The 13,045-nt window shown below is 36.5% G+C and carries 13 protein-coding genes and 1 riboswitch; of the genes, 11 read left to right on the forward strand and 2 right to left on the reverse strand.

The features are described 5' to 3' along the window. Positions 1-9 precede the first annotated feature (9 nt). The 3 genes from JIN86_RS20710 to JIN86_RS20720 all read left to right on the forward strand — a co-directional run bounded on the left by JIN86_RS20710 (position 10) and on the right by JIN86_RS20720 (position 2,737). On the forward strand, positions 10-993 hold the full coding sequence (locus JIN86_RS20710; RefSeq protein WP_202342756.1) for a bile acid:sodium symporter family protein: 984 nt from the start codon (positions 10-12) through the stop codon (positions 991-993). Between the two features lie 306 nt (positions 994-1,299). Next, entirely contained in the window at positions 1,300-2,268 is a 969-nt protein-coding gene (locus JIN86_RS20715) for a tRNA dihydrouridine synthase (RefSeq protein ID WP_004225675.1), read from the forward strand. A 313-nt stretch (positions 2,269-2,581) separates the two neighbouring features. Beyond that, on the forward strand, positions 2,582-2,737 hold the full coding sequence (locus JIN86_RS20720) for a hypothetical protein (protein ID WP_202342757.1): 156 nt from the start codon (positions 2,582-2,584) through the stop codon (positions 2,735-2,737). A gap of 340 nt (positions 2,738-3,077) precedes the next feature. Here the strand turns inward: JIN86_RS20720 and JIN86_RS20725 are convergent, their stop codons facing one another. Continuing rightward, complete coding sequence (locus JIN86_RS20725; RefSeq protein ID WP_202342758.1) at positions 3,078-3,398, reverse strand: YflT domain-containing protein; 321 nt, start codon at positions 3,396-3,398, stop codon at positions 3,078-3,080. Positions 3,399-3,691: 293 nt separating this feature from the next. Here JIN86_RS20725 and JIN86_RS20730 point away from each other — a divergent pair, with 293 nt between their 5' ends. Then, positions 3,692-5,029, forward strand: a complete 1,338-nt coding sequence (locus JIN86_RS20730) for a trypsin-like peptidase domain-containing protein (RefSeq protein WP_202342759.1) — start codon at positions 3,692-3,694, stop codon at positions 5,027-5,029. Between the two features lie 303 nt (positions 5,030-5,332). Beyond that, on the forward strand, positions 5,333-6,529 hold the full coding sequence (locus tag JIN86_RS20735; protein WP_202342760.1) for an MFS transporter: 1,197 nt from the start codon (positions 5,333-5,335) through the stop codon (positions 6,527-6,529). Positions 6,530-6,599: 70 nt separating this feature from the next. On the opposite strand, the gene JIN86_RS20740 is transcribed toward JIN86_RS20735, so the two are convergent. Beyond that, on the reverse strand, positions 6,600-6,803 hold the full coding sequence (locus JIN86_RS20740; RefSeq protein ID WP_004225662.1) for an alpha/beta-type small acid-soluble spore protein: 204 nt from the start codon (positions 6,801-6,803) through the stop codon (positions 6,600-6,602). A gap of 185 nt (positions 6,804-6,988) precedes the next feature. On the opposite strand from JIN86_RS20740, the gene JIN86_RS20745 reads away from it, so the two are divergent. The 6 genes from JIN86_RS20745 to JIN86_RS20770 all read left to right on the forward strand — a co-directional run bounded on the left by JIN86_RS20745 (position 6,989) and on the right by JIN86_RS20770 (position 13,037). Beyond that, on the forward strand, positions 6,989-7,483 hold the full coding sequence (locus tag JIN86_RS20745; RefSeq protein WP_202342761.1) for a YehS family protein: 495 nt from the start codon (positions 6,989-6,991) through the stop codon (positions 7,481-7,483). A gap of 141 nt (positions 7,484-7,624) precedes the next feature. Then, the gene (locus JIN86_RS20750; RefSeq protein ID WP_004225659.1) at positions 7,625-7,819 is read left to right on the forward strand and encodes a hypothetical protein; all 195 of its coding nucleotides are present in this window, start codon (positions 7,625-7,627) and stop codon (positions 7,817-7,819) included. A gap of 209 nt (positions 7,820-8,028) precedes the next feature. Beyond that, positions 8,029-8,114, forward strand: a riboswitch (cyclic di-GMP riboswitch). Between the two features lie 106 nt (positions 8,115-8,220). Beyond that, positions 8,221-9,972, forward strand: coding sequence for a methyl-accepting chemotaxis protein (locus JIN86_RS20755; RefSeq protein WP_202342762.1), 1,752 nt, complete (start codon positions 8,221-8,223; stop codon positions 9,970-9,972). Continuing rightward, complete coding sequence (locus JIN86_RS20760; protein ID WP_202342763.1) at positions 9,962-10,714, forward strand: SDR family NAD(P)-dependent oxidoreductase; 753 nt, start codon at positions 9,962-9,964, stop codon at positions 10,712-10,714. Before JIN86_RS20755 ends, JIN86_RS20760 begins: the two co-directional genes overlap by 11 nt. Positions 10,715-10,734: 20 nt before the next feature. Beyond that, entirely contained in the window at positions 10,735-12,225 is a 1,491-nt protein-coding gene (locus tag JIN86_RS20765) for a sodium:solute symporter family protein (protein WP_202342764.1), read from the forward strand. Positions 12,226-12,362: 137 nt separating this feature from the next. Continuing rightward, complete coding sequence (locus JIN86_RS20770; RefSeq protein WP_202342765.1) at positions 12,363-13,037, forward strand: hypothetical protein; 675 nt, start codon at positions 12,363-12,365, stop codon at positions 13,035-13,037. Positions 13,038-13,045: the final 8 nt, after the last annotated feature.

Raw genomic sequence — 13,045 nt, forward strand, 5'->3', positions numbered from 1 at the left:
AGTGGAATTATGAAAATTTTAGAAGCGATTAGTACGATAGCTGGAAAATATTTTGCCATCTGGGTTATTTGTATTGCTGTTATTGCCTTTATAGCTTCGGAGCCCTTTTTAATATTTGGAGGGTATATCACAATTTTGCTAGGCATTGTTATGTTTGGCATGGGTCTGACGTTAAAAGCAGTAGATTTTAAATTGGTTATAACGAATCCAGTACCAGTCATTATTGGTGTATGTGCTCAATATGTTATCATGCCACTTGCCGCTTTTTTAATTGCTTATATGATGAACTTGCCAGCAGAATTAGCTGCGGGGCTAGTCCTTCTTGGATCTGTACCTGGTGGAACTGCTTCAAACGTCATGGTGTATTTAGCTAAAGGAAATGTACCTTTGTCCATCACAATGACATCCTTTTCGACATTATTAGCTCCAATTGCCACACCACTCATCCTATTATTACTTGCAGGTAAATGGATGCCAGTTGATCCAATAGCAATGTTTACTTCAATTATTCAAGTAATTATTATCCCTATTATCCTAGGGATTGTTATAAGAAGAGTTGTTCCTCAAATCGTAGAAAAAAGTATTAATGTGATTCCTCTTATTTCAGTAGTTGCTATTATGATTATTGTATCCGCTGTTGTTGCTGGTAATGTGGATACCATCGCTTCGGCAGGCTCCATTATTTTTGCAGCTGTAGTGCTTCATAATGCATTCGGATTGTTATTTGGTTATATAACAGCTCGTCTATTAGGCCTCGATGAAAGCAATCGAAGAGCTATTTCAATAGAAGTTGGAATGCAGAACTCTGGTCTAGGTGTAGCGCTAGCCACTGCCCACTTCGGTCCCTTAGCGGCCTTACCTAGTGTACTTGGGGCTGTTTGGCATAATATTTCTGGTCCAATTCTCGCTACCTATTGGTCGAAAAAACCAGAGATACTAAAGGTACAACATAATATACAGATACAAGAAGATAACGGAAGAACTCAAATGTAGGAGAGTAAATATTCGATGTCTACGGCTTGTACTGCAGTCATATTATCTATTTTGTTTAAATCCACCTCACAAATGGATCCATTCGAAAAAATATAGAAATGAAAATTAGGTATAATAAAAGTAGATGAGATAGAAACAAGCTATCCATCTGCTTTTTTATTTTTTAAAATATCATTTAGGACGGATTTTCGTTAAAATAAACATTGTTGATTTTTACATTAGTTCTTGATAAAGAATACTTCTACCTCTATTAGGTAATGAGGTAAATGTATCAATATGTCCATAGTGAGAGGAATTGGAAATAACATGAACGATAATTTTTGGCGTGATTTACCACGGCCATTTTTTGTATTGGCACCGATGGAAGATGTGACAGATGTTGTGTTTCGTCACGTTGTAAGTGAAGCAGGTCGACCAGATGTGTTTTTTACTGAGTTTACAAATTCGGATAGCTACTGTCATCCAGAGGGAAAGAAAAGTGTGCGTGGCCGTTTGCTCTTTACAGAAGATGAGCAGCCAATGGTGGCACATATTTGGGGAGATAACCCTGTGTATTTCCGTGAAATGAGTATTGGCATGGCAGAGCTAGGATTTAAAGGCATTGATATTAACATGGGCTGCCCTGTACCAAATGTAGCATCAAGAGGGAAGGGGAGTGGCCTAATTCTCCGACCAGATGTTGCGGCAGAATTGATTCAAGCAGCAAAAGTGGGCGGACTGCCTGTTAGCGTGAAAACGCGACTTGGCTACAAGGATGTAAATGAGTGGGAAGATTGGCTAACGCATATTTTAAAGCAGGATATAGCGAACCTTTCGATTCATTTACGAACAAGAAAGGAAATGAGCCTAGTAGATGCGCATTGGGAGCTTATTCCGGAAATCAAAAAACTACGTGACCGTATTGCACCTAATACACTGCTAACAATCAATGGAGATATTCCTGACCGTCAAACGGGACTGCAGCTAGCTGAACAATACGGTATTGATGGCGTGATGATTGGACGAGGTATTTTTAAAAACCCTTTTGCTTTTGAAAAAGAGCCAAAAGAACATAGCAGTAAAGAGTACCTTAATCTTTTAAGACTGCAGCTCGATCTTCAAGATCAATATGCGGAAGAACTGCCACGTTCCATCACAGGACTTCATCGCTTCTTTAAAATTTATGTCAAAGGATTCAGAGGAGCTGGTGAATTAAGAAGTCAATTGATGAACACAAAATCAACGGATGAAGTGCGTGTATTGCTAGACAACTTTGAATCAAACAATATTGAATGACAATGAAATAATGGAACTACTAATAAAGTCAAGTAAATAACAGTAGAAGTAGGAGCAAAGATTTGAGGATGAGATTTCCTTTTCTTTGCTCCTTTTAATTATCGCTATTGAGGTTTTGGCTTCTAATGCTAGGGGGGAAGGACGCTTGTTTTTATGCTCTTCTGTTTAAATGTAGTTTTTATCTAGTATTATGAACCCTCACAATTGATTTATCCTTATTTTTACAAATTTCTTTAAGTGGTATTAATATATATTGAAACTAAATGGTTAAAATAGTCGTATAAGGTATTATAGATTAGAGGAGGTCGGAAAAATGGATTATACTAAAGTCTATAATGAGGAACTGATTGCCTTAGTAAAAGAGAAAATAAAGTCCGTCGGTGAAATTAAAGCGGTGAAGTTTGTGAGAGAACAAACAGATATGTCCTTAATACAGGCAAAAAAATTTGTCGATTTTTGTAAAGAATAGACATAAAAATTACTGTGGTGCTAATTTTTTATGAAATTATCTTCAATAGTCATTGAACTACTAAATAAGAAATATTTGAGAAAACGCTATTATTAATAAAAATTAGTTATTCAACAATCGGGCGCTTTTCTGTAATAAGGAAAAGCGCCATTCTTTATGAATAGGGCCATATTGTTGAAGAAGACCCTTTAATGAAGAAGATGATAATTTCCTCGAGCAGATCATTGACAGTTTTTATACTGACTTGGTTGAAAGGCTTTGTGGAATACAGAGTCGATGAAATACGAGGAGGACTTGTAAAATGAAAAACAAACCCGGGATTGGTTTCCCGGGTTTGTTTTTACTTATTGGCAACTATGACCAATTTACCTGTATCCAGTTCCTTTTCGAATTGAGCAGCTTCCAATTTACTTAATCCGACAGAAGCTAATTCATTGCGGAGTTCATCACCACGGGAATTCACCAGGTTCTTTAACGAAGTCAGGAACCCTTGCTCGCTAATACCAGCTTCTTCTGTCCCGAGTGCTTCGTTAATATCATCTTCACGTTCTTCATAGTGAGCAAAGATGTAAATGTTATCTCGAAGATATCCTTGCGCTTCTAATTTCTCCACTTCTTGTTTCGCCTGTACTACGTTTTCTACTGTCAATTTGACTGTCATTATTGATCCCTCCTATATATGTTCACATTCAATCTATTCCACTAAATTGAATGAATAAAACATCTTTTTAGTTTTTAATTATGTTAGAGTGGCATGAACAACTAATGGAATACTAGTGAACCACTCGAAAACAATGGAAGTTGTTATTCTAAATCTTTATTCCAAAGCTACGTCTAATTCTTTATAGAGTTGGGCTTTTTTGTTTGCATCAATAGAGGATTTAGAGAAACATCAGAGAATTGTATAGTGAGTACCATTATATGTAATGACGAGCTTATAGGAGTTGTATGAAGATGATTGTGACAACTAGACCGTTAAAAATTAAATATAATAAATCAGTAAGTACTTTTCAGGAGTTTATGCAAATTCATCACAACAATCATTCCCTAACGAAGGAAGTAGTTTTTCTACGCTATATCGGTATACCTGATTCGGTAGATTTTTATAAAGATGAGATTCTAAAAATGGAGGAGTATTTCTCCAAGCAAAGCTTATTTTATTTACGACTGCATAAGCTTGAGGTCATTCGTAATAAGGAAGATGTAGATAGATTGTCAGAAAGTTGGAGAATGTGGCAGACTGTTGCTGAAAACCCGCAATTACTGGATAAGCTATCTTTGTGCAGTACATTAGCGAGTGATCAACTTGAATGGACAAAAAAGCTAAGATTTAAACAGATGATTCAACTATTTAAAGAAAATCAGCCTTATCCTAATGAAACGTTGTTAAAAAATTTTGCAGTTAAATTTTTGTATTGGATGGATTATTATTTACCACAAATTTTTTCTGAGGAAAATCCAATGTCCCCAAAAATTGTTTTTATAGGTGACATTACGCAGCATGAATTACTATTTTTATATTTCTTATCGTCACTGGGGTGCGATATTTGTTACATGAATCCTAAAGGAGATATTGCTAATTTGTACCCTATAATAGAAGCTTCATCTACCTTACATATGTGTCGTCATTTCTATGAAAAGGAAATAACATTGCCTATTCAAAGTACTGCAAGACAATTGAACATTCCTGTTCAAAAAACGAATGTAACAGAAGAGTGGAGCTATGAGCAATTAGCCTCCTTAGCCACATCTGTTGTGATGATTAAGACCTTCGGGGAGGATGATAAGGTTTTATGCTATGGCTCTGGTGTTATTCTCCACCAAGATGGATATATTTTAACAAACTTGCATGTTGTGGGTGGTGGAAAATATTATTCTGTGCTCTATGAAAATGATACTAACGAGTATATAACCCATCAATTTGTGAAATATCATGATATGCATGATTTGGCTATTTTGAAGGTAGACAGAATAAGCCACCCTTTACCTGTTAAAATGGATGGACAATTAGTTCGAGGGCAAAAAATTGTGGCGATTGGCAGTCCTTTAGGATTGTTTAACTCGGTTTCTGATGGGATTGTTTCTGGTTTTCGTGATATACGGCAAATGTCTATGATTCAATTTACAGCCGCTATATCAAATGGCAGTTCGGGTGGTGCCTTATTGGATATGCATGGTCGATTGGTTGGTCTGATTACTGCAGGCTTCGATGATGGTCAAAACCTTAATTTGGCTGTACCTGCCAATCAAATTTATCAGTTTGCTCAAAACTTTATAGAATTACCGAGTTGAATTTCCACTATTCGACCATTGCTTTTTCTTTCTTAATCTTATAGAATGTAGAACGGTATAAATGAACGATATATAAATCCTTTAATACGGTCCAGAGAGGCTGAAAAGGGCTATGTGATATTTTTAAGCTAATATCTTTGCTTTGTCATGCCCTTTTGTCCTCTGTGACGGAAGGGCTTTTATTATTGTTTCATACTCCTCTTTTAAAGGAAGTCCTGTGAGGCTTCAAAAGAGAATGGACAAGATAGCTATAATCCATTCACTAAAAGAGATCGACAACTAGAAAATTGGAGGCTAACAAGAATGGATTATCGTAAAAAAACCGTGGTCGCTTCAGTGGCAGGGCTAACGTTAGAAGGAATGGATATTATGTTCATTTCCTTTGCTATGACAATGATTATTGCAGAATTTAATATTGATCTTGCAACAGGTGGATTGATTTCATCCATCACAAATATTGGGATGCTACTGGGTGGTATTGTTTTCGGTGTGTTAGCAGATAAATATGGTCGAGTAAAAGTATTTACGTATACGATTATTTTGTTTGCCATCGGAACGGCCTTAACAGGAGTAGCAACAAGCATTGAACAAGTTTATGTTTATAGATTTATCGCTGGTTTAGGTGCTGGCGGAGAATATGGTATTGGGATGGCACTTGTGGCGGAGGCTTGGCCAAAGAATAAACAAGGAAGAGCATCCTCTTATGTCAGTGTAGGTGCACAATATGGAGTCATTTTAGCCGCTTTATTAAGTGCTATTATTTTACCAACTTTAGGGTGGCGTGCATTATTCTTTGTAGGATTACTACCAGTTATTTTCGCCTTTATCGTACGTAAAAATATTGATGAATCACCAGAATGGTTAGCCGCGCAGAAACAACAAAATAATAAGCAAGAGAACGGGAAATTAGCACAATTATTTGCTTCACCTCGTATCACCATGACAACACTTTCCCTAATTCTAATGGCTACTGTTCAAATTGCAGGCTATAATGGTCTGATGATTTGGCTACCTTCGATGTTACAGAAATCGCAAGGTTTATCGGTTTCAAGCTCAGCATTGTGGACAATTAGTACCGCAGTTGGCATGATCATTGGAATGCTGACGTTTGGTAGATTTATGGATCGTTTTGGTGCAAAGCGAACATTCGGGATCTTTTTAGTAGCCTCTGCAGGTGCTGTATTCTTTTACTCGTTTGCAACAGGTGCAGTAGCGATATTAGTAGGCGGTGCGGTTGTAGGATTCTTCTCTAATGGAATGTTCGCAGGGTATGGTGCATTAATTAGTAGCTTTTATCCAGTACAAATTCGCAGTACAGCAACAAACACCATTTTTAACTTTGGACGAGCTATAGGTGGGTTTTCACCAATCTTTGTAGGCTTTATTTTACAAAGCTACGATATGACCGTCGTGATGATTTACTTAGCAGCGCTGTATTGTATTTCCTTTATCGTTATGCTAACGCTAAAGAGCTCAGGGAAGGAATTGCAAACAGCATAATTTTATAGAGCACGAAAGAACGAATTCCAATTATGTAAATGGGATTCGTTCTTTTCTTTTTAGTATTTAATTATAATAAACCTTTTGAACGTTTTTCAGCGATTTCAACAAGGCGCTTTGTAATCTCTCCTCCAACGGAACCATTTGCGCGAGAAGATGCTTCTGGCCCAAGCTGAACGCCAAACTCTTGTGCAATTTCATATTTCATTTGATTGACTGCCTCATGTACACCAGGTACTAGAAGTTTATTTGAACTGCGGTTATTGTTAGCCATTGTTCTCACCTCCTTGACCTTAGAATGGTTGCGATTAAACTTTTCATACATTTAAAAAGTAGGAAATGCACACGCTATTTGCTAACAACAACAACTTGTGGAAAGCTAGCAATAATCAGCAAACTCTCTGTTATAATTAAGCCTGGCTCTTTACTATATAAGGTTAATTAAAGGAGGAACATATAATGACGAATAATGATATCTTAATTCGTTTACGCTATGCGTTCGATATAAAAAATGTAGATATGGTAGAAATTTTCAAACTTGGTGGCATGGATTATACAAAGGAAGAAGTATTAAATATGCTAATTAAGATTAATGATGAGGAAGAAGCACCAGAAGAATACATCAAATGTAATAATAAAATGTTAGAGGCATTTTTAAATGGATTAATTACTTATAAACGCGGGCCTCAGAAACCAAGGGAAGGACAGGCTGTTGGACCGTTACCTGTGTCAGGTAAAGAAAGCCCAAATAATATGCTACTAAAGAAAGTAAAAATTGCTTTAGCTTTAACAACTGAGGAGATGCTTGAAATTTTATATGACGGCGGCATTAAAGTAACAAAAGGTGAATTAGGTGCTATTTTAAGAAATCCAAGTCATCGTAATTATAAAGAGTGTGGCGATTCATTCGTACGAAATTTTTTAAGGGGCTTAACATATAAATATAGAGCATAATGCACAATGGATATCAATCATAAAGTGCCATTTTTTTCTTTAAAACTCGTTGACAATTTGTGACGAAATTGTGTACAATAAATTTATCACAAAATGTTCACAAAAAAGATGAAAAATGTTCACAGACAAAGGGGTGCTTGTATGATTTATTTTGACATCTTATTAGTAGCTATTGCATGTATTACAATGCCTTTTATTGTTGCAGTTATGTTAGATATTTTTTATGCAGAACGAAAAAAAGTGCGCTTTTCATTACGTCGTACTTCCGTATGGTATATCGCTATGTTTGCGTTATCCTTCATACCATCCGTATTACTTGTCACACAAAATGTATAATTTATTCAAACACTTAGGGGTAAGTGAAATGAAAGTTGACAGCTACAACGCTAATTGAGGTTGTAGCTGTTTTAGTTTGTTCAATAGTGAAGAAAACCTTCATAATTAAGTAATTTATATAATTATTAATGAAGGAACAGCTAGTATAAAATATGTGCGTTTTAACTAGTGAGCATTGACTACTTTTACCTACTGTGTTAATTTTGGTAGGGAAATATAGGCAAATTTACTGAAAAGTAGAGACGCAAAGCTACAGGTCTAAGGCAATAAATGCTATGACGGCTGGGTTGCAAAAGAGTGCTAGTTGTATCATTCTCATTCTAGTTTTTGTTCTTTTATGCCTATTTCTTTTGAAATAGGCTATTTTTTTGCAAGTAAAGTTCAAAGGAGGAAAAGGGGAAATGAAGTTGTTAAAAAACACATCATTAAAAAATAAGCTTTTACTAACAGTCTCTATCGTTGTATTACTGCTTATCGCTATTATTACGACGCAAAGTATAAGTGAATTGAATAATCGGATGAATGTGGATTTAGAGCAAGAATTAAAAAGTGTTGGTTTATTAACAGCTATGAACTTAGACAGTGATGAAGTAAAAGATTTGCTGTCCGAAAAAGGGGAAACAAACGCAAAGTTTACAAAGATCCAAAAGCAACTTGATATGATTCAGGACCAGCAAGGTATTATGAGCTGGAGTTATATTTGGGATGTGAAGGATGAGGGTGGCGTCAATCCAATTGGCTATACCTCTAATCTAAATGAAGTATATGAAGCTGGTGAAATTTTTACTGATTTAGCGGATGAACATGTAGAAACAGCAAAATTAGCTATTGAAAATAATAGTACAGAGGTAACTGCTATTTTCGAGGATCCTTTTGGTTCTTGGAGAACGGTTTTTAGTCCTATTAAAGATGATAATGGTCAACAAATTGCCCTATTAGGGATTGATTACTCCGCTGATTACATCAATACGATTATTAAAACAAGTGTCATTAAGCAAATTGTCATTGCCATTATCGGCATTTTAATTTTATTAGTTTTAGTTTACATAATTATAGATCGACTATTAAAGCCACTGAAAAAAGTAGTGAACGTTGCCAATCAAGTGGCAAATGGTGAATTAATAGATGTGGATTTAGAGACATCGAAGGATGAAATTGGTAAATTATCTGAATCCATTCGTACAATGGTGGCTAATTTGCAACATATTATTTTAAACATACGCAATACATCCAATCACGTCTCTTCAGCAGCCAATCAATTAACGGTACATGCTGGTGAAACTTATAACAGCTCAACAAATATTGCACTAGACATGAATCAAATTACACAAAATGCTGAGGCCTCGATGACGATGACAGAGGAAACTGCTGCTGCTATGGAAGAAACTGCATCAGGTATTCAGCAAATTGCTGACTCTGCAAATGTAGCTGCGGAATCCTCTATTTCAGCATCACAGGCTTCTGAACGAGGCAATGAAGTTGTCCAACAAGTTATTGCTCAAATGGAGTTAATTAATGATTCTGTTGAGCAAATAGGGACAACCATTAATGGTCTACATATTAATACGAAAAAAATAAGTGAAATTGTTAGCTTAATTACTGCTATTGCCGATCAAACAAATCTATTAGCATTAAATGCTGCCATCGAAGCGGCACGAGCAGGCGAACATGGTAAAGGCTTTGCCGTTGTTGCGGATGAGGTGAGACGCCTAGCTGAACAATCCTCTCAATCAGCAACAGAAATTTACAATTTAATTAGTTCTATTCAGTCTGATTCAAACGCTTCTATCACGGTTATGGAAAAAGGCAAAGAGGATGTTAAGGTAGGGATGGCATTTACTAATGAAGTAGGCGAAATCTTTAAAGAAATTCTTACTTCCTCAGAAGAAGTCGCTAGCCAAATACGTGAAATTTCCGCTGCTTCACAACAAATTTCTGCATCCTCAGAAGAAGTGGCGGCATCTGTAAATAATATTAAACAATCTGCAGAGCAGTCAGCAGAGTTCTCTTCAAATGTCTCGAAATCTACACAAGAGCAATTATCTACCATGCAGGAAGTAAAGGATGCCTCTTCATCACTGGGCAAAACAGCAGAAGAGTTGCAAGGTCTTGTGGCAAAATTCAAATTGGAGAATAATCATAATGGACATTAATTTTACAGGGAAAAATGTTTTAATTACAGGTTCTAGTAAAGGAATCGGTAAAGCCATTGCATTAGGCTTTGCACAACATGGAGCCAATATTTTAATTAATTATATTGGGGATGAGCAAGAGGCAGAAGCTGTACGTGCAGAAGCGGAAAAGTTTGGTGGGAAAGCTTTAATATTCCATGCTGATGTTTCTAATTCACAAGAAGTACAGGCGATGCATCAATTTATGGACGAGCATCTCGGGGAACTTGATATTCTTGTAAATAACGCTGGATTTGCACAGGGTTCCAGCATTACAGAATTAACGGATGAGCAGTGGGATCGTATGATTAGAGTTCACTTATATGGCTGTTTCTATAATTGCCGTGAAGCAGCTAAAAGAATGAAGGAACGTAATACAGGAAAAATCATCAATATTTCATCTGATATTGGTAGCTTGGGTTGTGAAGAATTCACGCATTATTCAGCTGCGAAGGGTGCTATCAATGCTTTTACAAAGGCTTTAGCAAGAGAATTAGCACCTTCAATACTTGTCAATGCAGTTGCTCCTAGTGGAACATTTACGGACATTCTACAAGAGTTTGGCGATAACTATGTGGAGGAAGAATCTGCAAAATATCCATTAAAACGTTTAGCGCAACCAGAAGAGATTGCGAAAAGTGTATTATTTTTAGCCTCTAATCATGCTGACTTCTATACAGGTCAAATATTAACGCCAAATGGTGGGGTCGTAATGAACGGATAATGGAGAACGAGGAGTAAATAATGTTAAATATTATTATCTTTAGCTTATACTTATTATTTATCTATTATATTGGCTATAAAGGCTATAAGCGTGTCAACACAGCCGAGGATTTAATTGTTGCTGGCTGGAGCATGCCTTTATCCGTTGTAACGGGTAGTTTAGTCGCTGCTTTATTAGCAGCACCCTTCTTTTTTGCAGCGGTAGGCTCTGGCTATACAAGTGGTGGGTTTGAAGGTTCGGCAACAATGGGGGGTCTAGGGACTTGTATGATTCTTGGAGCACTCATTTGGACAAAGCCATTACGACGTCTAAAGGGCTGGACATTAGCAGATTACTACGGTTTACGCTATGGCAGTAAAAAGCTAGGAGCCTATACAGGGGTTGTTATGGCAATTGCTTTTGGTGTTTTTAATGCAGCGGCGTTAACAGTTGGTGGAACTTATATTATTCAGCAATTGTTGCAAATTGATTTTATACCTGCGGCGCTGCTATTTGTATCGCTAACGGCTATTTATTCAGTTATTGGTGGTTTATGGGCTGTTGCCTATACTGAAATCGTACAAGGTGCGCTTGCAGTGGCAGGTATTTTGGGTATTACCATTTTTATTTTGTTTTACTATCCAGACGTTACATTTAATCCTGAGTGGTGGAATATCAGTACATTATTTGAGAAAGCAGGAGCAGAATTCTGGACTTTGTATCTTGTACTAGCACTTGGAGATATCCCTGCAGTTGACCTTGGGCAGAGGGTAGCTGCTGCGAAAAGTCCGCGAGTGGCACAACGAAGCATGATTATTGCAGGTATTATTGTCATTGCAATTAGCTGGATTCCAGGGATGCTAGGGGAAGCCTTTAAGTCTATTTATCCTGAGAGCACAAACCCGGAAACATTGATGCTTACCTTTGCACAAGGTTATTTTCCACCTTTATTAGCAGCTATTTTCTTAACAGCCATGGCAGCCATGGGGATGTCTACAGTAGCTGCATGTTATGTAGCGACTTCAGGGATTGTGACAAAGAATATTTATTTAGATTTTATTAATCATAATCCTGATCCTAAAAAACTATTAAGATTTTCACGATCTATTATTCTAGCTAGTGCTTTATTAGGTTTAGTGCTAGCTGTAAGCTTCCAAAAAGTAATTGATTTAGCTTATTTAGCTTGGGATATTATATTCGTAACAATATTCTGGCCAATCGTTTTAGGACCATTTTGGAAACGTGTCAGTACACCAGCAGTTTGGGCAAGTATTTCCGTTGGCTTGGTTTATTACATTGTGACATCACTAACATTCGTCCCTAGTCTGACAATACAATCAGAAGGCTTCATAGGTCTATTAAATGAATTATGGCAGGCTCCTGTATTTTCGGGTGTTGTTATAACTGGTATCACAATTATCGTGGTGAGCTTACTCGTTCCACCATCTGAGCATGTTCTTGAGATGCACAAAATAGAAAAAGATAAAACATTAGACGACGTAAGTAGTAAAGAAGAGCTAATTGGTCGTTAAAAGCAAAAGCACGGATTCATTGAAAAGTTCAATGAATTCGTGTTTTTTATTAGAATGAAAAGATAGAATCAAGAATACTATTGCTAGTACATCATCTGAATTTTTCTAGTGATTAACTTGATAAAGGCGGGAATTGAATGAAAAATATTTTCTTCATTTTATTAGGGATTGTCTATCTTTATCTAGCAAATGCCATTGAATTAGTCATTATTAAGCAACTATTTTTTTTAATTGGGCTGGCTTTAGTCGGTCTAGGGAGTATCCGTTATTTAAAAGAGCGTTATATTGCCATACAAACTTTGACAGCCATGACGGATGCTAGTGAGGAGGAGATAAAGGCTATTCCTCATACACATTGTACAGTTTCCAATGATGCTTTAAATGCTTTATTGTTAAATGAGCAGACAAACACGCTTATTTTCGCACGAAGAGAAGCTTTAGACGAAGAACTAAAAATAATAGAGGTTCCATTTAACAGAATATATGAGGTTGCCATCATGGAAGATGAAGTATTTACGGTTAGAACAAAGAATCATCTAATGAGTGGTTCCTTACTTGCTGAAGCAGAGGAAGTAGAAGAAGAGGAGGTAGAAGAAGATACAATCTCACAGCTATCGTTAAAGCTAGTAGTAGATCATTTATCAGAGCCTATTCAAGAATATATGTTTTTGGATAATAGTGAAGATCCCATATCAAAAGAGGAAGATGACTATAAAGAAGCCATGGAGCTTTGTGAGAAATGGTTTCAAAAGATTAGTGTTATTATTAAACGTCATGAACTGGAACGAGTGCCAATAAGTCATTGGCAATAAGAGAGAAG

Source organism: Lysinibacillus sp. HST-98 (assembly GCF_016757845.1).
Taxonomy (GTDB): Bacteria; Bacillota; Bacilli; order Bacillales_A; family Planococcaceae; genus Lysinibacillus; species Lysinibacillus capsici.